General features: G+C 56.0%; 19 protein-coding genes. 14 read left to right on the top strand and 5 right to left on the bottom strand.

Annotation, left to right across the window (positions count from 1 at the left end; translation table 11 throughout):
- Window positions 1-30 precede the first annotated feature (30 nt).
- The 6 genes from LK04_RS14270 (at window position 31) to ppnP (ending at window position 5549) form a co-directional block, all read left to right on the top strand.
- Window positions 31-222: a YaiA family protein gene (locus LK04_RS14270; protein WP_039336029.1), complete on the top strand. Its 192-nt coding sequence runs from the start codon at window positions 31-33 to the stop codon at window positions 220-222.
- 830 nt (window positions 223-1052) lie between these two features.
- Window positions 1053-1805 carry an IclR family transcriptional regulator gene (locus LK04_RS14265; protein ID WP_039334303.1) on the top strand — a complete coding sequence of 251 codons (753 nt, stop codon included), beginning with the start codon at window positions 1053-1055 and terminating at the stop codon, window positions 1803-1805.
- Window positions 1806-1972: 167 nt separating this feature from the next.
- The gene (locus LK04_RS14260) at window positions 1973-3532 is read left to right on the top strand and encodes an OPT/YSL family transporter (protein WP_039334302.1); all 1560 of its coding nucleotides are present in this window, start codon (window positions 1973-1975) and stop codon (window positions 3530-3532) included.
- A 15-nt stretch (window positions 3533-3547) separates the two neighbouring features.
- The gene (locus LK04_RS14255) at window positions 3548-4480 is read left to right on the top strand and encodes a DUF1177 domain-containing protein (RefSeq protein WP_039334299.1); all 933 of its coding nucleotides are present in this window, start codon (window positions 3548-3550) and stop codon (window positions 4478-4480) included.
- A 2-nt stretch (window positions 4481-4482) separates the two neighbouring features.
- The gene (locus LK04_RS14250; RefSeq protein ID WP_039334297.1) at window positions 4483-5160 is read left to right on the top strand and encodes an AroM family protein; all 678 of its coding nucleotides are present in this window, start codon (window positions 4483-4485) and stop codon (window positions 5158-5160) included.
- A 104-nt stretch (window positions 5161-5264) separates the two neighbouring features.
- Entirely contained in the window at window positions 5265-5549 is a 285-nt protein-coding gene (gene ppnP, locus LK04_RS14245) for a pyrimidine/purine nucleoside phosphorylase (RefSeq protein ID WP_021185889.1), read from the top strand.
- A gap of 196 nt (window positions 5550-5745) precedes the next feature.
- On the opposite strand, the gene rdgC is transcribed toward ppnP, so the two are convergent.
- Window positions 5746-6657 carry a recombination-associated protein RdgC gene (gene rdgC, locus LK04_RS14240; RefSeq protein WP_039334294.1) on the bottom strand — a complete coding sequence of 304 codons (912 nt, stop codon included), beginning with the start codon at window positions 6655-6657 and terminating at the stop codon, window positions 5746-5748.
- A 145-nt stretch (window positions 6658-6802) separates the two neighbouring features.
- Here rdgC and mak point away from each other — a divergent pair, with 145 nt between their 5' ends.
- Window positions 6803-7714: a fructokinase gene (gene mak / locus LK04_RS14235; RefSeq protein ID WP_039334291.1), complete on the top strand. Its 912-nt coding sequence runs from the start codon at window positions 6803-6805 to the stop codon at window positions 7712-7714.
- Between the two features lie 131 nt (window positions 7715-7845).
- On the opposite strand, the gene eat is transcribed toward mak, so the two are convergent.
- A complete protein-coding gene (gene eat, locus LK04_RS14230) occupies window positions 7846-9210 on the bottom strand; it encodes an ethanolamine permease (RefSeq protein ID WP_039334289.1) in 1365 nt (454 codons plus the stop codon).
- Between the two features lie 270 nt (window positions 9211-9480).
- Here eat and LK04_RS14225 point away from each other — a divergent pair, with 270 nt between their 5' ends.
- Together LK04_RS14225 and LK04_RS14220 are read left to right on the top strand one after the other, a co-directional pair.
- Window positions 9481-10485: a phosphotransferase enzyme family protein gene (locus LK04_RS14225; RefSeq protein WP_039334287.1), complete on the top strand. Its 1005-nt coding sequence runs from the start codon at window positions 9481-9483 to the stop codon at window positions 10483-10485.
- Between the two features lie 163 nt (window positions 10486-10648).
- Window positions 10649-11710: an AraC family transcriptional regulator gene (locus LK04_RS14220; RefSeq protein WP_039334308.1), complete on the top strand. Its 1062-nt coding sequence runs from the start codon at window positions 10649-10651 to the stop codon at window positions 11708-11710.
- On the opposite strand, the gene LK04_RS14215 is transcribed toward LK04_RS14220, so the two are convergent.
- Window positions 11670-12089, bottom strand: coding sequence for a cell envelope integrity TolA C-terminal domain-containing protein (locus LK04_RS14215; protein WP_052206151.1), 420 nt, complete (start codon window positions 12087-12089; stop codon window positions 11670-11672). The two genes, LK04_RS14220 and LK04_RS14215, sit on opposite strands and share 41 nt — an antisense overlap.
- A gap of 118 nt (window positions 12090-12207) precedes the next feature.
- Here LK04_RS14215 and LK04_RS20685 point away from each other — a divergent pair, with 118 nt between their 5' ends.
- The gene (locus LK04_RS20685) at window positions 12208-12348 is read left to right on the top strand and encodes a hypothetical protein (protein WP_156138077.1); all 141 of its coding nucleotides are present in this window, start codon (window positions 12208-12210) and stop codon (window positions 12346-12348) included.
- A gap of 118 nt (window positions 12349-12466) precedes the next feature.
- Here the strand turns inward: LK04_RS20685 and LK04_RS14210 are convergent, their stop codons facing one another.
- Complete coding sequence (locus tag LK04_RS14210; RefSeq protein WP_039334285.1) at window positions 12467-16144, bottom strand: AAA family ATPase; 3678 nt, start codon at window positions 16142-16144, stop codon at window positions 12467-12469.
- The gene (sbcD, locus tag LK04_RS14205; RefSeq protein ID WP_039334284.1) at window positions 16141-17352 is read right to left on the bottom strand and encodes an exonuclease subunit SbcD; all 1212 of its coding nucleotides are present in this window, start codon (window positions 17350-17352) and stop codon (window positions 16141-16143) included. The genes LK04_RS14210 and sbcD overlap by 4 nt, the downstream gene beginning before the upstream one ends.
- 197 nt (window positions 17353-17549) lie before the next feature.
- Between sbcD and phoB the strand changes: the two genes are divergently transcribed.
- The 4 genes from phoB (at window position 17550) to LK04_RS14185 (ending at window position 21783) form a co-directional block, all read left to right on the top strand.
- Complete coding sequence (phoB, locus tag LK04_RS14200) at window positions 17550-18239, top strand: phosphate response regulator transcription factor PhoB (protein ID WP_039334281.1); 690 nt, start codon at window positions 17550-17552, stop codon at window positions 18237-18239.
- A 15-nt stretch (window positions 18240-18254) separates the two neighbouring features.
- On the top strand, window positions 18255-19568 hold the full coding sequence (phoR, locus tag LK04_RS14195) for a phosphate regulon sensor histidine kinase PhoR (protein ID WP_039334279.1): 1314 nt from the start codon (window positions 18255-18257) through the stop codon (window positions 19566-19568).
- An 18-nt stretch (window positions 19569-19586) separates the two neighbouring features.
- The gene (locus LK04_RS14190; protein WP_039334277.1) at window positions 19587-20513 is read left to right on the top strand and encodes a PstS family phosphate ABC transporter substrate-binding protein; all 927 of its coding nucleotides are present in this window, start codon (window positions 19587-19589) and stop codon (window positions 20511-20513) included.
- A 166-nt stretch (window positions 20514-20679) separates the two neighbouring features.
- Window positions 20680-21783: a cobalamin-independent methionine synthase II family protein gene (locus LK04_RS14185; RefSeq protein ID WP_039334275.1), complete on the top strand. Its 1104-nt coding sequence runs from the start codon at window positions 20680-20682 to the stop codon at window positions 21781-21783.
- Window positions 21784-22100: the final 317 nt, after the last annotated feature.

Here is a 22100-nt window from a genome sequence, read left to right as displayed (position 1 = left end):
GTGTGGAAATCTGACATTAGAGGGAAATCTATGCCAACTAAACCACCCTATCCGCGAGAGGCGCGCATTGTTGTTGTCGAAAAAGGCGCAGCAGGCAACACGGTGACCTGGTACGAGTTGCGTGCCGACCATCCGAAACCCGATTCATTAATCAGCGAACATAAAACGCAAGCCGAAGCTCAGGATGCCAAAGCGCGTTATGAAGATGCTGACAAAGATTAATGACCACAGGCACGCCATGGAGTGGCTAATGCTTGTCAGTTAAGCGACTGACGCTAACGCCGTCTGGAGCCGCACCGGGGCCGGCGGTCCTCGCGCCGCTACGCGGTACCTTCACTTCACTCGTCTGCCTTAACGGACCGGTGCCGATGGAACATCCATGTTCCAGCGCCACCTTTCGCCCGCGTCCTGCGGGCTCTCCTGGCATACTCGCTCAGCTCAGCGCTGCGGAATGCCAGCCCCGATGCGACCCCAGCCAGCTCATCAGCTTCAGTGCGCGTTGTCAAAAAGGGCACATTGCCTGAGGCTATGACGCCTCTGCTGCCCCCTCAGGGTTATCCGCAGCGCTGAGACTTTTACGTTGGGCCAGGAGCCCCACGCGGGGAGGCGTGGGGCAGTTCGCGGCCGACCATGGATGGTCATCCGCGAACGGTCCGTCCGGCACGACGTGGAAGTCGAAGGTACCGCTTTAGCGGCGCGAGGACGGCCCAGAGGGGGCAGTAGTGGCGGCAGAGCCCGCACTGAAGTGAAAGACAGCAGCCGGAATTCATAACTTACGAGCTTTACGCCAATTAATGACTCCCCGTGATTAAATATTAATTTCTAACTCCCACAGAAAGCCTAATAAGCCGACATAAAGTTATATCCCACGCTGAAATAGTGAAATCCTGCCTGATAACATCGCCTAATTTTCTTTGTGTGCCGTATTTTATGCTGCGTTAAATCGACGTTATTTTAGCCGGTTCAAAATTTGCCCTTGACCCTGCAAACGTCACGATTTACTTTCGGGGTATTGATATAGGAACTCAGTTCCACATAGTGAAACAAATGCCATGACCACACTCGAAAATGCTGCCGCCGTTCTTAAGCTGTTCCAGCGTTTTGGCGTAACGCAGGGCCATCCGGGCCTGACCTTTACCGAGGTGGTTGAGGCGCTGGCTTTGCCGAAAAGTACGGTTTCTCGCCTGCTGGCGACCATGGAAAGTGAAGGATTGCTTGAGCGTGATCCGGAGAGTCGCTGCTTCCAGATTGGCCGTGTGCTGCTGTCGGTTGCTGGGCATTACTTATCGACACCATTAGTGGATAGTGCTTCGGCCGCCATGGCACGCCTCGCGGCCAGCAGTGGCTGCATGGGATATATCTCGGTGTTGGATGGTGATGATGTACTGGTGATGCGCATGTATCACGGTCGTTTTTTCACGCAGTTAGTGACACCGCCAGGCTCGCGCGTTTCCCTTTCCGGTACCTCGACCGGGCGTGTGCTGCTGGCGCAATTGAGTGATGAAGAGGTGCGTGCGCGTTTTGCCAATAACTGGCAAGCCGCTTCGGTGAACTCTCCGCTCAACCTTGATGCACTCTGTGAAGAATTAGCGGTGATCCGTCGGCAAGGCTGGGCACTGGCGCGCAATGAGACGCTGCCGGGTATCAGTTCGTTAGCGGTTGCGGTCACTAATAAACATCGCGGTGAAAGTGCCGCGCTCTGTCTCTCGTTTCTTTCGCAAGAGGCGGCCCCGGGTTATCCGGAAGCGCTGCTCAGCGAACTGCGCACAACGGCTGCCTTGATGGCCGAAAAATACGGCGCTTAACTATTTTCGATTTAAAGGCGTTTATTCGCGCCACACCAGGGAAATAGCAGGTCTTCGGACCTGCCTATTTCAAAAATCAGGGAACGATTTATAAAAAACGTTAGTGTCCCGCGTGACGGGCATTAAACGTATTCGCGTTTTCTACAGGGTGAAAATACGGGGATAATATGCGTCAACATAATCCAATAAAAAGTTTCGGCGTGGGCTTAATGCTGGTTCTGCTATCCGTAGCGGGGGCCATCATCGGGGTTCAACTTATTACCACCATTGGGGTGACACCCAATACCTCTATTATCGGCGCGCTGTTTGCCATGCTCCTGGCGCGTATTCCTCTGCAATGGTTCCGTCGCTATCGTTCGATCGAAGTGCAGAACCTGGCGCAAACCGCTATCTCCTCAGCCACCTTTGGTGCCGCCAACAGCCTGTTAATGCCAATTGCAGTGCCGTGGGCGTTGGGCGAGCCACAGCTGGTGCTGCCGCTGTTTGTTGGCGTCAGTGCGGCCATGCTGCTGGATGCTTATCTGCTTTACCGTCTGTTTGATACCCGCGTGTTCCCAGCCAGTAATGCATGGCCACCGGGTGTTGCCGCGGCGGAAGCGATTAAAGCGGGCGACAAGGGTGGTCGTCAGGCGTGGTTGCTGGTGGTCGGTATTGTGGGCGGTATCGCCGGCTCTATGCTGAAAATCCCAATGTCTGCTTTTGGCACCGCCTTTATCGGCAACATCTGGGCTCTGAGCATGCTCGGTATTGGTTTCCTGTTACGCGCTTATGCGCAACCGGTTGCGGGTATCGATATCAACGCCTTGTATATCCCACACGGCATGATGGTCGGCGCAGGTTTGGTGGCGCTGATCCAGGTGGTGCAGGTGATTGTCAGCCGTCGTAGCGAGCAGCTCAATGTCAGCCGCAGCGACAGCGAAGTGAAGCGTTCACTCGGATTCGGTACCGTGGGTTACATCGTCATCTCAACGCTGCTGGCGCTGGCGGGCGGGTTGTGGAGCCAGATGGGTCTGCCGATGCTGGTACTGTTTATCGTTTACGCGGCGTTTGCTGCCTTTGTGCATGAGCTGATTGTCGGTATCGCTGCGATGCACTCCGGTTGGTTCCCGGCCTTTGCCGTTGCACTGATTACGCTGATTCTCGGTATTTTGCTTGGTTTCCCGCCGCTGGCGCTGTGCTTACTGTGTGGTTTCACTGCCGCCACCGGGCCGGCCTTTGCGGATATGGGTTACGACCTGAAAGCCGGGTTTATCCTGCGCGGCAACGGTGCGGACATGCAGCAAGAGCTGTGGGGGCGTCGCATTCAGCTGATCGCCGCCATGATTGCGTTCGTGATCTGTATCCCGGTGGTGTGGTACGCGCACAACCTGTTCTTCGCCGAAAACCTGTTGCCGCCAGTGGCGCGTGTCTATGCGAAAACCATTCAGGCCGGTGCAGAACCAGGCATTGCGGGAAGCTTGCTGATGTGGGCGATTCCGGGTGCCATCATCCAGTTTATCGGTGGGCCGAAACGTCAGTTGGGCGTCTTGCTGGCCACCGGTTTGTTAATCAATAACGCCGCTGCGGGTTGGGCGGTGATGGTGGGGATCGCACTGCGTATCCTGATCATTCGCGTATGGGGCGAGCGTGGACGTTCACCGATGGAGGTGATGGCCGCAGGGTTTATTGCGGGCGACGCGCTGTATAGCTTCTTCCATTCACTTTTTGCCAGTAGCACCAAGAAATAACCCAGGGAATTCAATATGAGTTTACAGCAGACACTGCAGGTTTTTGAGTTACTCGACAGCGCCTATGTGGATGGCCAGCAGGTGGTGGATCTCTTTGCCGGCTATCCAGGCGTGACCGCCAGCTTCAAACGCGTCACCGGTCCAAAAGGGCGTACCGATTTCGTGCGCATCGATATTCCCGGTGCGCAGGGCAAGAGCAAAGGTGGCACAGCGCCGACGTTAGGTATTGTCGGTCGTTTGGGCGGCATCGGTGCGCGTCCAACGCGTATTGGTATGGTCTCAGATGCCGATGGTGCCGTGGCTGCAGTGAGTAGTGCACTTAAGCTGGCGCAGATGCAAACCAAAGGGGATGTGTTGGCGGGTGACGTGATCATCACGACGCACATCTGTCCGGATGCCCCAACGCGCCCGCATGAGCCAGTGGACTTCATGGATTCGCCTTGCGACGACATCACCATGAACGATAACGAAGTGATCGATGGCGTCGACGCGATTCTCTCCATCGATACCACCAAAGGTAACCGCATCCTGAATCATAAAGGCTATGCGATTTCGCCGACGGTGAAAGAGGGTTACATCCTGCGCGTGTCAGAAGATCTGCTGCGCATTATGGAGATGACCAGCGGCCAGCCTGCGGTGACCTTCCCGATCACCATCCAAGACATCACGCCATACGGCAACGGTGTGTATCACCTCAACAGCATCCTGCAACCCTCAACCGCGACCGATGTGCCGGTGGTGGGCGTGGCGATCTGCGCCGAGTCAGTGGTGCCGGGTTGTGGTACGGGTGCCAGCCACGAAGTCGATATTGCTGCCACGGTGAAGTTTGCCGTGGAAGTCGCGAAAGAGTTCGGGCGTGAAACCTGTCAGTTCTATGATCAGCAAGAGTACGCGTTGCTGCTATCTTTGTATGGTAGTCTCAGTCACCTGCGCTCGCGGAAGGCCTAAGTATGAAACAGTCCCTGGTTACCTTAACGATTGGTCAATCCCCGCGTAGCGACATTCTGCCGCTGCTACAGGATCATCTGCCCGCAGAGCAGGTCGCTCACGCTGGCTTACTGGATGGCCTGACACTGGCCGAAGTGGAGCAGTTCTATGCGCCGGATGCCGGTGAGAAGGTGCTGGTCTCACGGATGACCAGCGGCGAGCAAGTGCGCCTCTCGGGACCGAAAGTTGAGCAGGGACTGCAGCGTAAAATTAATGCGCTGGAAGAGCAGGGCTACGACACCATCCTGCTGCTGTGCACCGGTGAATTTGGCACGCTGAAAACGCAAAAGGCGCTGCTACTGGAGCCGGACCGTATTATTCCGCCGTTGGTCAGTGCCATTGTGCAGGATCATAAGATCGGTATTGTGGTACCGGTGGAAGAGCAGATTGCAGAGCAAGCCAGCAAGTGGCGTAACCTGAACAGTGCGCCGTGCTTTGCCGTCGCCAGCCCCTATCTGGCGCAGCAGAATGACCTGATTGAAGCGGGCTTATCGCTGCAAGAGCAGGGCGCTGATGTGGTGGTGCTCGACTGCATTGGCTACCACCAGAAGCACCGTGATTTCCTGCAGAAAATGTTGGGTATTCCGGTCCTGTTATCGAATGTGCTGGTGGCGAAGCTGGCGGCTGAATTGATCCTGTGACTGAGGCCGATCACAACTCGTGATTTGCGCTGCTTTTTCGCGTGACAGATCAGCGAGTTCCCTTGTAATCTGCCTGTCACCCTATTGTGCTGTGAGGAAGTAACATGCTCAACGTAAGTGAGTATTTCGACGGAAAAGTAAAATCCATTGGTTTCGACAGCGTAACCATTGGCCGTGCCAGCGTTGGCGTGATGGCTGAAGGTGAGTACACCTTCGGTACAGGACAGCCGGAAGAGATGACGGTGGTGAGTGGCGCGCTGAAAGTGCTGCTGCCAGGTGAGTCTGAGTGGAAATGGTATGAAGCGGGCTCCGTGTTTAACGTGCCGGGCCACAGCGAATTTCATCTGCAGGTGGCAGAGCCGACATCCTATTTGTGCCGCTACCTTTAATTTACCCGTCATACTTCGCGCTGCAGGTGCGTTGGCTACGAGTACTCACCCCAGTCACTTACTTCAGTAAGCTCCTGGGGATTCCCACTCTTGCCGCCTTCCTGCAGCGTGAATTATTTAAGGTAAATGTTTGAGCGCAAGTACAACGGTAATCTGTAATCCTAAACAGGAATGCAGATGACTTTCCAGACCAGTGTTAGCGCTTCGCTTCGCCGCCTAACGCTTCTACCAGATTACTGATCAACGCGGCCAGTTCGCTGGTCATCAGAATGAAATCGGCATCAAAGCGCTGCGCAAAGTCATCGCGGTCGATATCATCATTCTGTTCACGCAGCGTGTCGCTGAACTTCAGACGCTTAATGGACGCATCGTCCGCAATCACCAGTTGAATACGCTCCTGCCAGTCCAGCGCCAGTTTGGTGACCACTTTACCGGCTTCAATGTGGGTGGCGATTTCATCGGAGATCAAATCCTGCTTTTTACAGCGGATCACGCCGCCTTCTTCCAGAATCGCTTTCAACTCCGCTTCATCCATCAAGGCGAAACCGGCTGGCAGTTCGCCAGAGCGCACCCATTCGGTCAGCGTCAACTCAATCGGATTTTCCAGCGTCAGCGGCACTACCGGCAGTGAACCGATGCTTTTGCGCAGCAGCGCTAAGGTGTCTTCTGCTTTTTTGGCGCTGGCGCAATCCACGATGATCAGGTTGTTAACGGTATCGATCCACATGAAAGTCTGGCTAAAACGGCTGAATGCACGTGGCAGCAGGCTATGCAGCACTTCATCTTTCAGCGAGTCTTTCTCGGTTTTTTTCAGCTTGCGGCTCTGTTCTGCTTCCAGTTTGTCGATCTTGGCTTCCAGCGCCTGTTTTACCACCGGCGAGGGCAAAATCTTCTGCTCGGTGCGTGCGCAAATCACAATCTGACCGTTGATTTCATGCGTCAGCGCTTCACCGCGGTTGCCCATCGGCGACACCCAACCGGTTTTCGCCATATCCTGACTGCCGCACGGCGAAAACGTGAAGGCGTCGAGCTGTTTTTCCAGATCGTCTGCGGACAGCGGGATGTCACGATTCAGACGATAAACCATCATATTTTTAAACCACAACATCGGGATTCCTTACCGTGGGTGCGATCGGGCGCACAAGTCTCAAAGTCAGCGCGCATGATAGCGAAACATCGGATTGGTTTCATTGCCTTTCCCGATTCAGCCTTCTACTGTATCTGTCACCTGAACGAATAATGAGGAATAAATCGTGCGTATTGGGATTGATTTAGGCGGTACCAAGATTGAAGTGATTGCACTCTCCGATCAGGGGCAAGAGCTGTTTCGCCACCGCGTCAATACCCCGCGCGATGACTACGCAGCCACTGTAAAGGCGATTGTCGATTTAGTCCTGCTGGCAGAAGAGAAAACCGGCGAAAAGGGCACGGTAGGCATCGGCATTCCGGGGACGATCTCGCCCTATACCCAGCGAGTGAAAAATGCCAACTCAACCTGGCTGAATGGTCAGCCGCTGGATAAGGATTTGGCACAGGCGCTGAATCGTGACGTGCGCATTGCCAACGACGCGAATTGTTTAGCGGTTTCTGAAGCGGTGGATGGTGCTGGAGCAGGGCAGCCGCTGGTGTTTGCCGTGATTATTGGAACGGGGTCCGGCGCGGGCGTGGCAATTGGCGGTGAGTCGCGGATTGGTGGCAACGGTAACGCCGGCGAGTGGGGCCATAATCCACTGCCATGGATGGACGAAGACGAGCTACGCCATCGGGCTGAAGTGCCATGCTATTGCGGCTTACAAGGCTGCATTGAGACCTTTGTTTCGGGCACCGGCTTTGCTATCGATTATCAGCGTTTGAGTGGCAAAACCTTGAAAGGGGCGGAGATCATTAAGTTGATTGAGCAGCAGGATCCCGTGGCAGAACTGGCGATGAGCCGCTACGAGATGCGACTGGCGAAATCGCTGGCGCAGGTGGTGAATTTGCTCGATCCCGATGTGATAGTGCTGGGCGGCGGCATGAGCAACAACGACCGTCTTTACCAGACAGTGCCTGCCCTGATGAAGCAGTGGGTATTTGGTCGCGAATGTGAAACGCCAGTGTTGAAAGCGGTTCATGGTGATTCCAGCGGAGTGCGCGGCGCGGCATGGTTATGGCCGCTGAAGGGATAGTGTGAGGCCTAATGCCCTCGCCGCAGTCCTCTCGCACGGCAGAAGGCTGCCAAGGGTAAATGACCGAGGTGAACGGTGCTGGATAAATCCCCTCTCCCGCTTGTGGGAGAGGGTTAGGGTGAGGGAGAAAGTTACTCTCCCATCAACATGGCATCCTGCGGTGCGTTCTCACGCTGGGTCTTCGTGGCCAGGAAGTAAAGATATCCCACTACCATAATCGCCACGAACAGCCCGCCGATCACCGGGTTGAACCACAGCATGGCAATCAAACACACCAGTGACAGCACCAGCGCGATACCTGGGATAATGGGATAACCTGGTGCGCGGAAGCTACGTTCCATATCCGGTGCCGTGCGACGCAGCTTAAACAGGCTCAGCATGCTCATCAGGTACATCACGATGGCCCCGAACACCGCCATGGTGATCATCGCAGCAGTCAGTGTCATACCCTGCAGGTTAATCAGCCCATCACTGTAGATCGCCGCGATGCCAATCACGCCACCCGCAATAATCGCGCGGTGTGGTGTCTGGAAACGTGACAACTTCGCCAGGCCTGGCGGCAGATAGCCGGCGCGAGCCAGAGCAAAAAACTGGCGTGAATAGCCGAGAATAATGCCGTGGAAGCTGGCGACCAGGCCGAACAAACCAATCCACACCAGCATGTGCATCCAGTTTGAGTGCTCGCCCACGATCATCTTCATCGCCTGCGGCAGCGGATCATTGATATCCGACAGTTTGCGCCAGTCGCCAGCGCCACCGGCCAGCAGCATCACACCAATCGCCAGGACCACCAGCGTCAAAATCCCGGTGATGTAGGCTTTTGGAATGGTGCGTTTCGGATCTTTCGCCTCTTCAGCGGCCATGGCAGCCCCTTCAATGGCGAGGAAGAACCAGATGGCAAACGGGATCGCGGCGAAGATGCCAGAAAGTGCAGGCATACCGAAATGATCGCTGCCTGCCCAGCCATTGGCCGCAAAGTTCGCGATACTGAAGCCCGGCGAAACCACGCCCATAAACACCAGCAGTTCGAGCACCGCCAGCACCGTGACCACCAGCTCAAACATCGCGGCCAGCTTCACACCAAGGATATTCAGCGTCATAAACACCAGGTAGGCACCGACTGCCGCCGTTTTCGGGTTGAGGTCGGGATACTGCACATTGAGATACGCACCGATGGCCATGGCGATGGCCGGTGGGGCAAACACGAATTCAATTAACGTGGCCAGGCCGGCAATCAGACCGCCGGTTTCACCAAAGGCGCGGCGGCTGTAAGCAAACGGACCACCGGCATGCGGGATGGCGGTAGTCAGCTCGGTAAAGCTGAAAATGAAGCAGGTGTACATGGTGGCAATCAGCGCGGTGGTGATCAGAAACCCCAGCGTGCCCGCCACGCCCCAGCCATAACTCCAGCCAAAATACTCCCCGGAAATTACCAGACCAACCGCGATACCCCACAAATGCAGAGTGCCCAGCGTGGGTTTGAGCTTACTCGTCATAATCGTCTCCCCGTCGTGATTGTTATGCGGCGGCTGCACCGCGCTGTTTTGTTCTATGCACTACAGTGAATGGATAATGCCGCTGCCGGTGGCGGGAAAACTTGACGCGAGCGCAGTGAGTTTTGTCATCCACTGTCAACTTACAGGCAAAAAAAGTGCCAGATGCACGCTGCGGTCAACTTTGGGTTGTCTGCGGTCAAGCAGCCAGGACGAGGTCATCCCATGCTGATAACACTTGCTACCCTTGAGATTGATGCTGGAGATTGATGAATGAGCGCCGAACAAGCCGATACCCTTACCGACGTAGAAATCACCGTGCTGGCGCAGCAGGCGCTGGCCTGTTATCCCGCGCCATTGCAGGGCGAGTTGAAACTCCTGTGCCGTTCTGAAAACGCCACCTTCCTGCTGACGGCGGGCGGCCAACGCTACGCGCTGCGTCTGCATCGTCCTAACTATCACAGCAAAGCCGATATTCAGAGTGAGTTACTGTGGCTGGATGCGCTGCGGGAAATTGGCATCATGGTACCGCAGGCCATTCCCGCCAAAGATGGCGAAACCGTGCTGTCATTGAACATGGCGGGAGGGGGCGTGCGTCATGCGGTGCTGTTTCACTGGATCGAAGGTGACATGCCTACCACCGATGTCGATCCCAAGGCGTTTCAGCAACTGGGGCACATCACCGCACGCTTGCATCAACACAGCCGCAACTGGCAGAAACCTGCCGGTTTTCAGCGCATCATCTGGGATCATCACACCATGGTGAGCGATCACAGCCATTGGGGGCGCTGGCAGGATGCGCCTAACCTCAATCCAGCCGATCACGGCATCGTGGCGGAAGCGGTGGCACGTGTCGGGCAAGAGCTGCAAACCTTCGGCAAAGGCACCGATCGCTATGGCCTGATCCACGCCGATCTTCGTCTCACCAACCTGTTGTTGCACAAGGGCGAAACCCGAGTGATCGATTTTGATGACTGCGGCATGGGTTGGTATCTGCACGATCTGGCGGCGGCGATCAGCTTTGTCGAGCATCATCCACGTGCCGCTGAATGGGTTGATAACTGGATCCAGGGTTACGAGCGCGTCGCGCACATTAGCGATGAGGAGATGGCGCTGGTGCCGACGTTGCTGATTCAGCGCCGTATTCAAATGACCGCATGGATGGGCACGCACGCGGAGACGGAGATGTCGCAGAGCCTTGGGCCGCGCTGGGCCGACCACTCGGTACGTCTGTGTCGCCGCTATCTGGAAACCAATCAGCTGCCGGTTGGGGTGTAGTTGCACCACGAATGATCAGTTATGCATCGTAGCGGCGCAATGTATTGCGCGATAAATCGCGCCGCTACAACCTCGTATTGAATTATTATCATTTTCCATGCCTGGTACGAAAATTGCTGGATCCCTCCCTATGTTCCACTCGCGCGTTCCTTGTGAGGTTCCCATGCAATCACTGATAACCCCTTCTGAAGCATTGAGCACGCTCTCGGCTCAGGCCAACAATCGCGGCGTGCTGGCGGCCGCTGCGACGGGTTTGAGCACTTTTATCACTGACAAGGGCGGTGATGTCGATCGTATCTTTGGCATTAGCGGGATTGATTCCGAACTGCTGGCGAGTCCCACGCTCAGCCTGGGATTGGTCAACTACTGCCGTGTGATGGAAGAGGCGGCGCGTCACTCAGGTTTTGATAACTTCGGTTTGCACTACGGCAGGCAGTTCAAACCGCAGTCATTAGGTCTGATTGGCTACATCGGGCTGTGCTCACCTACGCTTGAACAGGCGTTGCATAACGTGGTGAACGCTTTTCCCTGGCATCAGCACGACACCCTGACGCGACTGGTGGATAAAGGCGACTGCTGGCGACTGGATTATCAGGTACGACATGGCGCGATCCTTTCACGCCGCCAGGATGCCGAACTGACGCTGGGCATGTTCCTCAATCTGATCCGCCACGTTGCTGGAAAAAACTGGGCACCGCGCGAAGTGCATTTCGAGCACCCGCGCCCTGAACAGTGGCATGAGCACTGCAAAGTATTTGATGCACCGGTGTGGTTCGATCAACCCTTTAATTCGCTGCTGATCCCCAAACGTGACCTGCTGCGGACCATGCCGGAACAGGACCCGATGCTGTTGATGGTGATGCAGGATGCGATCCGACGCCTGAACAGCAATGCATCCGTTCAGAGTGTGGTGGAACAGGCGCGCTCACAGGTGAATTTGTCGCTGATGCAGGGCGAACCCGTATTGGAAGAGATCGCGGAGAAAATGGGCTTGTCGAGCTGGTCACTGCAACGGCGACTGCGCGAAGAGGGCATCAGTTTCACCGCGCTGGTGGACAAAGTGCGCTGCGAGATGGCGACGCACTATTTGCAGCAGAAGCAGTTACCGATTTCTGAAATGGCGCTGTTGCTGGGTTATTCTGAAGTCAGCGCCTTTTCCCGCGCCTTCCGCCGTTGGTTCGGCATCAGCCCGCGCCAGTGGCGGCAGGATGGGCTGGCGAGCTAGCCTTGCGCGGTGCAAAACCGAACCACGCCGGTTGCGTCCGATCCGGCGGGGGCGGTAAACCTTTCGACTGACCAATCAACTGCCAGGCGCGCAGGCACAGGGTTTCGTCACCTTGTGTTTGCGTCACCGCATAACGTCCGCTGTTTTGCCACTCCAACTGCACCAGACATTGTTGACCCGCGTAACGTGCAGCATCCTGAAACTGCCGATTAAGGTGATGCTGCATCTCATCAGCCCATTTGCAGGATGCACTGCCGGGTTGAGTTTGCGGCTGGCACAGGTTAGCGACAGGGGCGGGGGCAGGAGAAGTTGCGTGCTGGCAGGCGCTGAGCAGCGTCACTAACGCGAGCAAACCTGCGAAGCGGGTTAAGAAGTTCATTAATTTGCCTGGCTGTTCAGGGAGTTGCAGCCAGTTTACCTGGCGGGCAGGGGAATGCTATGGCATTTCTCTGACTCTTAACTTGCGCAATAAATTGCGCCCCTACGGCTGGATGTTCATGACGGTAGCTACGCTGAAAGAAAATATTGATGCCATCACGGACAACAGCAGCGATCATGCTAAATGCCCCGTGAAGGTCAGCCCGAAGAGCAAAGCGTCCGCCGCAGGGATGCGGCGGCCGATCTGCATGGATGCGTGATTCCTTTGCGATCGGGCTGACCTTTATGGGGCCATGCACGAGATTCACAGCAACCCCAGCAAAAAAGTGCGCATAAATGCGCACCCTACTAACGGCGCTATTTATCGCACCCCCAGGTTTATTCCCCCGGCAATTCCAGCTTGCTGTAACCCAGCCCATTCATCTTACGCACCTTGATTTGCACCGGAATGCGCTCTTTCATGGCCTCAACGTGGCTGATCACCCCGATGGTCTTACCGCTGGCGTTTAATGCGTCCAGGGCATCCAGTGCAGTATCGAGGGTTTCGGCATCAAGGGTGCCGAAGCCTTCATCGAGGAACAGGGATTCGATGCGCGTCTTATGGCTGACAAGATCGGACAAGGCCAGCGCCAGTGCCAGACTCACCAGGAAGCTTTCGCCACCTGACAACGTGCGCGTGTCGCGGGTGGCATCGGCTTGCCAGGTATCGACGACCTCCAGCTCCAGCTCTTCACTGGCGCGCCGTTGCAGCAGGTAGCGGCCGTGTAAACGGTCCAGTTGGCGGTTCGCCAACCACACCAGATGATCCAGCGTTAATCCTTGGGCGAAGCGGCGGAATTTGTCGCCCTTGGCTGAACCGATTAAATCATTCAGCCGCCCAAGCTGCGCCAGTGACACCTCATCATCTGCAATTTGTGTCAGCAAGGATTGCTGCTGCTGACGCTGTTGTGCATCGCTGTGAAGCTGCTGCTGCGCTTCACCCTGCTGGCGGGCATTCTCGCGCAGTGTCTGGCGCAGAGAGGCTAATTGTTCAACCAGCCCGGCGGCAACTTCATCACTCAAGGTGGCAGGACGTTGCTGCTGATGGGCAGCAACACGCTGTGCCAGCTGCTGACGCAATGTCTGCTGCTGTTGGCGCTGTTGCTCCAGCGTTTGCAGACGTTGGCGTAACTGCAGGAACGCCTGTTCATCCAGCAGCGCAGCACGTAGGGCTGCTTCGTCACTAAAATCACTCTGCTGCAACGCGGTGAGGAACGCGGTTTCCGCCGTCTGCACACGCATCAGCATGTTCTGCTGTTGGCTGTCTATCTGCTCGCACTGTCCGTTCAGGCTGTGCAACAGGCTTTGCGCCTGCTGCCACTGTTGCAGCTGCTGCGCCAGATTCTGTTCGCTCTGCTGTAACGAGGCATGTTGCTGCTGCCGTGCATCCGCAACCAAACGATCGCCAAACAGCTGATGGCGCTGCTGCTGCTGCTCGCTTTGCAGTTGTTGCAGGGTATGAAGAGTCTGCTGCAATGCATCCAGCTGTTGTTGCTCACGCAACGAATTTTGTTGCAGGCTACCTTGCTCGCTCTCCGCTTTGACTAATTGTGGTTGCAACTCGCGGAGTAATTTCTCGCTCTGCTGCCAGGCTTGCCAGCGCTGTTGTAGTGCTTCCAGCCATGAAGTCCGCTCAGCGCGCGCGGGTAGCGCAAGCTGATGTGCGGCCAGCTGTTTTTCCAGCTGCTGTGCCAATTGCTGTGAGGCGCTGCGTTCTTGCCCCTCACGCTGATTGAGCTCTTCAAGCGTTTGCTGCGCGCTTTGCAGCCGTTGCTGTGCCAGCTGCTGGGCATTTTGCTGATGTTGCAGCTGCTGCTGCTGAAGCAGATGAGCCTCTTTTGCCTGTTGCAGTGCCAGCGCCGCCTGTTCGCGCAGCTGGAGCTGTTGCTGCTGCGCAGTTTCTTGCGTGTCTTGTTGCTGCTGCCAGGCGGTGAAATCATCCTGCTGCTCCAGCGTGAAGGTAAGTGCCAGCTCACTGCTCAAACGCTGCCACTGCTGGTTGGCGGCGGAAATCTGCTGGTCAAACTCATCGATCTCCTGCTGCAAAACCTGCTGCTGTTGTAGTGACAGTTTCTGCTGCTCGCCTTTGGCGGTGCCGTCCTCTCTGAGTTTGGCGACCAATGCTTCCTGTGCTGCCAGTCGCTGCTGGTTTTCACCAGGTTGCAGTTGCTGATATTGCGCGATGGCCGGATGCTGACAGGAGCCACACAGCGGGCAGGGCTGGTCGGGTTGTAATTTGGCGCGTTCGTCGGCTAACTGCGCGATAGTGCGCTCAAGTTCGCAAATTTTTCGGATATCGAGCAGCGTCTGGTTTTCACGCTTGTAGTCGTCACGCATCGCCTGTAAAGCCGATTCCTGCTGCTGATGCTGCTGTTGCAGCTGCGCCAGTTTCTGTTGCCGTTGCTGGTGCTGCGGTTGCAGGGATTGCCAACGCGCCGCCAGCAGGCTGAGTTGCTGGCGGGCAGGGCGCTGTTGTTGATGTAATGCCAAGGCTTCACGCAGTTGGCTACTCGCGGCCTCGGCTTCCAGTGAAGTGAGTGCCTGCTCCGCTTGTTGGCGTTGCTGGCTGGCTTGTGCTTCCGCCTGCTGTAAGGGTTGCAGCGCCTGCGCATGTTCGGTAATTGCCTGTTGTTGCTGCGTGACCTGCGTGTGCTGCTGTTGCTGCTGAAGCCTAAGCTGTGTCAGCGACTGCTCACGCTCTTCAAGGCGTGCGATATCCGCCTGCCAGCGCGTCAGCTCCGTTCCCCAGTTGGCCACCGCCGCTTCGCGTTGACGGAAATCCTGCTGCTGCGTGAATTGCTGTTGTAAGCGTTCACTCGCTTGTTGATGCTGGCTCACCGCGACCTGGCTCTGCTGCACCACCTGCTGTTGCTGGGTGTGCAGGCGCTGTTGGTCGGCAATCTGCCGCGCACCGCTGGCAAGCTGTTGATCAAGCGGGATAACCTGTTCGGTCAGTAAGGTTTCCAACTGCTGCTGTTCGGAAACGGCGTGATCACGTGCCTGCTGCGCTGCCTGATACTGGGTTTCACCCTGCTGCAACGCGGCCTGAGCCTGCTGCTGTTGGGCATGCAACTGCTGAGCCTGCTGCGTCAACGCCTGTTGATCACGTTGCAGCTGCTCGCGCTGCTGGAGCTTATCGCGCAGTTTTTCCGCCGGTTCGGCGCGCGATAAGCGCTGGCGATCCTCTTCGGCCTGCTGCCATGCGTGTTCAGCGCTCTGTCCTGCCTGCTCGGCTTGCTGCTGCTCTTGCGTCAGTTGCTGAGATTGCGTTAACCACTGCTGCTGCTGTTGGGCTTGCTCCAGCTGTTCGCTGAGGGTTTTCTCCTCAGTGGCTAACATGTGTAACTGTTGGCTGAGTTCATCGCGACGGGCTTCATCCAGCAGCAGCATGCCGCCCGCGCGAGCGCGCAGCGTGTCTAACTCGCTGCGGGCGGTGCGCCAGCGCTCGTAAATCTGCATCGAGATTTGCCCGTAAATCTCGGTGCCGGTGAGTTCTTCCAGTAGCTCGGCGCGTTCTCCCGGTTTGGCATTCAGGAAGGCGGCAAACTGCCCTTGCGACAGCATCATCGAACGGGTAAAGCGCGCGAAATCCAGCCCGGAGAGGGTTTCAATCGCTTTGAGTTTGTCACCGACTTTATCGGCAACAATTTGGTTATCAGCCACGCGGGCCAGTTCGACACGCGGCGCCTGCAATTTGCCATCGGCCAGGCCACGTGCGCGGTTTTGGCTCCAGAACGCGCGCCAGGCTTCACCTTTGATTTCAAACTCCACTTCAGCCAGGCACTCTGCGGTATCACGGGTGATCAGTTCATTTTGCGTCTGCGATAGCACGCCGAGGCGTGGCGTCTGGTGATACAACGCCAGACAAATCGCATCCAGCAGCGTGGTTTTTCCTGCGCCGGTGGCGCCGGTAATGGCAAACAAACCGTTACTGGCAAAGGGCTCGCGGCGGAAATCAATAAACCACTCACCGCGCAGCGCATTGAGATTCTTAAAGCGTAACGTCAGAATTTTCATGCGGACGGGTTCTCCAGCGCGGCGAGGGTGGTGCGAAACAGTTGGGTGAGTTGATCGGCTTGTTCGGCATCCAGCTGATCTTCCTGCGCCAGACGGCGGGCAAACACCTCTTCCACTTTCAGCTCGCTCAGGGTTTCGTTGTCCATGCGTGCCAGGCTGCGCTGGCGCTGCTCACGGCTACGTCGTACCAGCAGCACTTCCACGGGCAGCGCTTCGGTGAGCTGTTCGACGCGACGCTGCAGGTCACTAAGATACTCTTGCGTGGTGATTTCAATATCCAGCCAGACCGGTTTTTCGCCGTCTCCCTCGCTGAATTGCGTCAGCTGTAACTCAATTTCCGCCATCGATCCTTTGAGCATCTGCATCGGCTGGAATAGCGGAATGGTGAGCGGTGTGACGGCGTCTAACTGGCGGCTGAAATCGAGCAGGAACACACTTTTATCGCGGCCCAGTTCATCAAAACTGAGTGGGATTGGCGAACCGCTGTAGCGGATATGCTCGCTATCGGCGATACGTTGCGCCCGATGGATATGGCCAAGCGCGATGTAATCGGCAGGCGGAAAAGCCTGCGCCGGGAAGGCATCCAGCGTGCCGATATAGATATCGCGTACCGAGTCGCTTTTGGTGACCCCCACCGTGGTGAGGTGCCCGGTGGCGATGATCGGCAGTGGCTGATCGCCACGCTGCGTGAGGGCTGCCGCGTAACACTGCTGGTAGTGCTGCTCTATCGCCTCCAGCAATGAGATTTGCTTTTCACGGCCTGATTGCCCGGCCTGACTACGCAGAATATCCCGTGGACGAAGATAAGGGATGGCGCACAGTAGCGCGCCCGGCGTGCCATCACGCTGATGCAGCGTCAGCACCTGCTGCTCGCCTTGTGGCGTGGCGCTGGTGATCACGCGGGTATTCAGGCAGGCAAGGAGTTCACGCGATTCATTGAGGGTGGCAACGGAATCATGGTTTCCTGCCAACACCACCAACTGACACCCAGTGGGCTGCAATGCCACCACAAAGCGGTTAAACATTTCACGCGCATAACTGGGTGGCGAACCGGTATCAAACAGGTCTCCGGCGACGATGAGTGCATCGACTTGATGCTGCTGGATCTGGTCCAGTAGCCACTCAAGGAAGGCCTGATGCTCTGCCGCGCGGCTTTTACTGTAAAAGAACTGACCGAGATGCCAATCCGCCGTGTGTATGATGCGCATGAAAACTCCGTGCTTAGTTAAGCGAGCGAGAAGTATAACCTCTTCAGATCGCAAAGAAAAAAAAGCGCTAATCGTTGTCACATTTCTGTTTTTTAACTATTTATCATAGGTCGGGTTTTTCATAAAAGTGTCATAAAACTGACGCATAATGACGCCGCAAATCCCCGTGACAAGCCGTCACAACAGCAGGAGTTATAATGGCTAAGCGCATTTTGGTTGTGGAAGACGAAGCTCCCATCCGTGAAATGTTATGTTTCGTGCTGGAACAGAATGATTACCAGCCTATTGAGGCCGAAGACTACGACAGCGCGATTGGTAAGCTGATCGAGCCGTGGCCTGATTTGATTCTGCTGGACTGGATGTTGCCGGGTGGCAGCGGTATTCAGTTTATTAAACATTTGAAACGTGAAGCGATGACGCGCGATATCCCGGTGATGATGCTGACGGCGCGTGGTGAAGAAGAGGATCGCGTACGCGGTCTGGAAGTGGGCGCGGATGACTACATCACCAAGCCTTTCTCACCGAAAGAGCTGATGGCGCGTATCAAGGCGGTGATGCGTCGTATCTCGCCGATGGCAGTGGAAGAGGTGATTGAGATGCAGGGCTTGAGCCTGGATCCCTCCTCACACCGTGTGATGGCCGAAAGCACCCCGCTGGAAATGGGCCCGACGGAATATAAATTACTGCACTTCTTTATGACGCACCCAGAGCGTGTTTACAGCCGTGAGCAGCTGTTAAACCACGTTTGGGGCACCAACGTGTACGTCGAAGATCGTACGGTTGATGTGCATATCCGTCGTTTACGTAAAGCTTTGGAAGTTTCTGGTCACGATCGCATGGTTCAAACCGTACGCGGAACAGGGTATCGTTTCTCTGCCCGCTATTAAACGGAGTCTTTTACCGTGCTGGAACGACTCTCCTGGAAGAGATTAATGACCGAGCTGGCGCTGGTCTGCTTGCCTGCGCTGGTGCTGGGTCTGTTGTTCGGTTATCTGCCCTGGCTGCTGCTGATTGCCGTATCCAGCGTGCTGTTTTGGCACTTCAGAAACCTGATGCGTCTGTCGCACTGGTTGTGGGTTGATCGCTCCATGACGCCGCCTTCCGGGCGCGGCAGTTGGGAACCGCTGTTTTACGGTCTGTACCAGATGCAACTGCGCAACCGACGTCGCCGTCGTGAACTCGGTAATCTGATAAAGCGTTTTCGCAGCGGTGCGGAATCGCTCCCCGATGCGGTGGTGTTGACCACCGAAGAGGGCACGATTTTCTGGTGTAACGGACTGGCTCAACAGCATTTGGGCTTGCGCTGGCCGGAGGATAACGGTCAGAACATCCTCAATTTGCTGCGCTATCCTGAGTTTTCTCGCTATATCCGTCAGCGCGATTTTAATAAGCCACTGACGCTGGTGCTTAACAACCAGCATCATATGGAATTCCGCGTGATGCCCTACAGTGAAGGGCAGTGGCTGATGGTGGCGCGTGATGTGACCCAGATGCACCAGTTGGAAGGCGCGCGGCGTAACTTCTTCGCTAACGTCAGCCACGAACTGCGCACCCCGTTAACGGTGTTGCAGGGGTATCTGGAGATGATGGACGATGCGACGATGAACGAGCGCACGCGTGGCAAAGCATTGCACACCATGCAGGAACAGACGCGTCGTATGGATAGCCTGGTGAAACAATTACTGACGCTGTCGCGTATCGAAGCGGCACCGGCCATCGATTTGAAAGAAACCGTGGATGTGCCAGGTATGCTGCTGTTGTTGCAGCGTGAGGCAGAAACCCTGAGCCAGGGCCGTCACAGTATCCATTTCCACACCGATCCGCATCTCAAAGTGTTTGGTAATGATGAGCAACTGCGGAGTGCCATTTCCAATTTGGTCTACAACGCGGTGAATCACACGCCAGATGGCACGCGTCTCGACATCAGCTGGCTGCGCACGAAAGAGGGCGCGCAGTTTAAGGTCTGTGATAACGGGCCGGGGATCAGTGAAGAGCATTTGCCACGCCTGACAGAGCGCTTCTATCGGGTGGATAAAGCCCGCTCACGCGCCACAGGTGGTAGTGGGCTGGGGCTGGCGATCGTGAAACATGCGTTAAGCCATCACAATGCGCGGCTGGAGATCACCAGTATCCCGCATCAGGAAACCTGTTTTAGTTTTCTTCTGCCGCCACGGTTGATTGTGGCAAAGGGAATCCGCGAGAATGTGGCGCAGTAAACGCCACCGGATAACCTGATGAAATCGCTGTTGCTGTTCACTTTGCTGTTGTGCTCTGCGCTGGCGCAGGGCCAACAAACCATGCTCACCGGCAATTTGAGCAGCGTGGGTTCTGATACCCTCGGCTATCTGATGACGCTGTGGGGCGAGGATTTTAGCCGTCAGTCACCTGGCGTTAACGTTCAGGTACAGGCGGCGGGCTCCTCCACCGCACCCACCGCGCTGGCGGCGGGCGCCGCTCAGTTGGGTGCCATGAGCCGCCCAATGCAGATTGATGAGCGCCAACTGTTCACCACACGCTATGGTTATCCCCCATTGGCTGTCCCCGTTGCCATGGATGCGCTGGTGGTGGTGGTGAATCAGGACAACCCACTGCCCGATATCGATCAGCCGCAACTCGATGCACTCTTCTCCGTCACCCGCTTATGTGGCGCGCACAGCGTACCGCAGCGCTGGGGCGATCTCGGATTGAATCAGGATGGCTGGGCAAAACGCAGCATTCAGCGCTTTGGTCGTAACTCAGCCTCGGGCACCTGGGGATTCTTTAAACAACAGGCGCTGTGTAAAGGCGATTTTCGCGCTGACGTCGCGGAATTTCCGGGTTCGGCTGCCGTGGTGCAAGCGGTGGCGAGTACCCCCAACAGCATTGGCTATGCCAGCTTCGGTTTCCATCTGAGCGGCGTAAAAATGGTGCCGATCAAGACGGCCAGCGGCGCGAGCGTGATGCCCGATGCCGAATCTATTCGTAGCGGCCACTATCCGTGGTCTCGTCCTCTCTACATTTATGTGAATAAAGCGCCAGGCAAACCCTTGCCACCCTTGGTCAGTGCTTTCCTGCATCAGGTGTTATCGCCAGCAGGGCAACGACGCGTCACTGAAGCGGGCTACCTGCCGCTTTCAGAAAGCCAAATGGCGCAGGCACGCGCCGCCATCGAAGGAAATTGAAGCAGTAGTCGCCGATCATGAATTATATTCACGTCAGCTGAATTTTCTTCCATTGCCCTTCGGGGCATAGCGTGTCACTCTCATGGACATGTAGCCGTCCAGATGGCTAAAAATAACCACGCGAAATTATACCCTGACGCAATTATGCGTTTAGCCAGGAGTGCATATGTCACATCATCATCCGTTCCGTGCCGATACCGTCGGCAGTTTTCTCCGTCCCGCGGCCATCAAGCAGGCGCGCGTGCAGTTTGCCAACGGTGAGATCTCCGCGGAGCAGCTGCGTCAGGTGGAAGACACTGAGATCCGTCATGTGGTTGAACAGCAACGTGCCAACGGTTTGCAGGTGGTGACAGACGGTGAATTCCGTCGCGCGTGGTGGCACTTCGACTTCTTTGGCGATCTGCAGGGCGTTGAGCTGTTTGAAGCCGAGCAGGGCATTCAATTTAATGGCGTGCAGACCAAAGCGCACGGCGTCAAAGTCACTGGCAAAGTGGGTTTCAATCCCAACCACCCGATGCTGGAACACTTCCGTTTTCTGAAGAGCATTGCCGGTGATGCGGTAGCGAAAATGACCATTCCAAGCCCAAGCGTGCTGCACTTCCGCGGTGGGCGTAAGGTGATTGATGCCACCGTCTATCCTGATTTAAAAGAGTACTTCGCTGATTTGGCACAGACCTATAAAGATGCGATCAGTGCGTTTTACGCCGAAGGCTGTCGCTTCCTGCAACTGGATGACACCGTGTGGGCCTATCTCTGCTCGACGGATCAGCAGCAGCAGATCCGTGAACGCGGTGAAGATCCGCAAGAGTTGGCACGTATCTACGCCGGGGTGCTGAATAAAGCGCTGGAAGATAAACCTGCCGATTTGTCCATTGGCTTGCATGTCTGTCGCGGTAACTTCCGCTCAACCTGGATTTCCGAAGGCGGCTACGAGCCAGTGGCCGAGATTCTGTTTGGTCAGGTCAATATCGATGCGTACTTCCTCGAATATGACAACGAGCGCTCAGGCGGTTTTGAGCCGTTGCGCTTTATTAAGCCGGGTCATCAGCAAGTGGTACTGGGTTTAATCACCACCAAAAACGGTGAGCTGGAAGATCCTGCTCAGGTGAAAGCCCGTCTGCAAGAAGCATCGCAGTTCGTGAGCCTTGACCAGATCTGCCTGAGCCCACAGTGTGGCTTTGCGTCGACCGAAGAGGGCAACAGCCTGAGCGAAGCGCAGCAGTGGCAGAAGATTCGTCTGGTGGTCGATATCGCTAAACAAGTGTGGTGATGCTGTAAACTTGTGCAAACAGGCGCGTAAATCGCGCCTTTTGTGCATCCATAAGCCAATTTTTGCAAGGAGATCTCCCGCGATGCGGAAACTTTAAGCAAATCATCTGAGGTGTTTTACGCCTATTCCCCGCTGATTAACTGCTTTGTGTCACTTTGTTGCTATATCCTTCTGGTTTTCCGATCCCGTATTGCCTTTCTTCGCTATAAACGTTTTAATTTGCGCCGTTGTCGATTTATCCCTCTGTGAACAGAAGAAAAGTAGTTTAAATCACCTGCGCTTTAACGATTAGGCCCGCATAACACACTGATTCCATC

The organism is Pantoea vagans (genome assembly GCF_001506165.1).
Taxonomy (GTDB): domain Bacteria; phylum Pseudomonadota; class Gammaproteobacteria; order Enterobacterales; family Enterobacteriaceae; genus Pantoea; species Pantoea vagans_C.
This window is presented reverse-complemented; position numbering and strand designations above follow the sequence as displayed.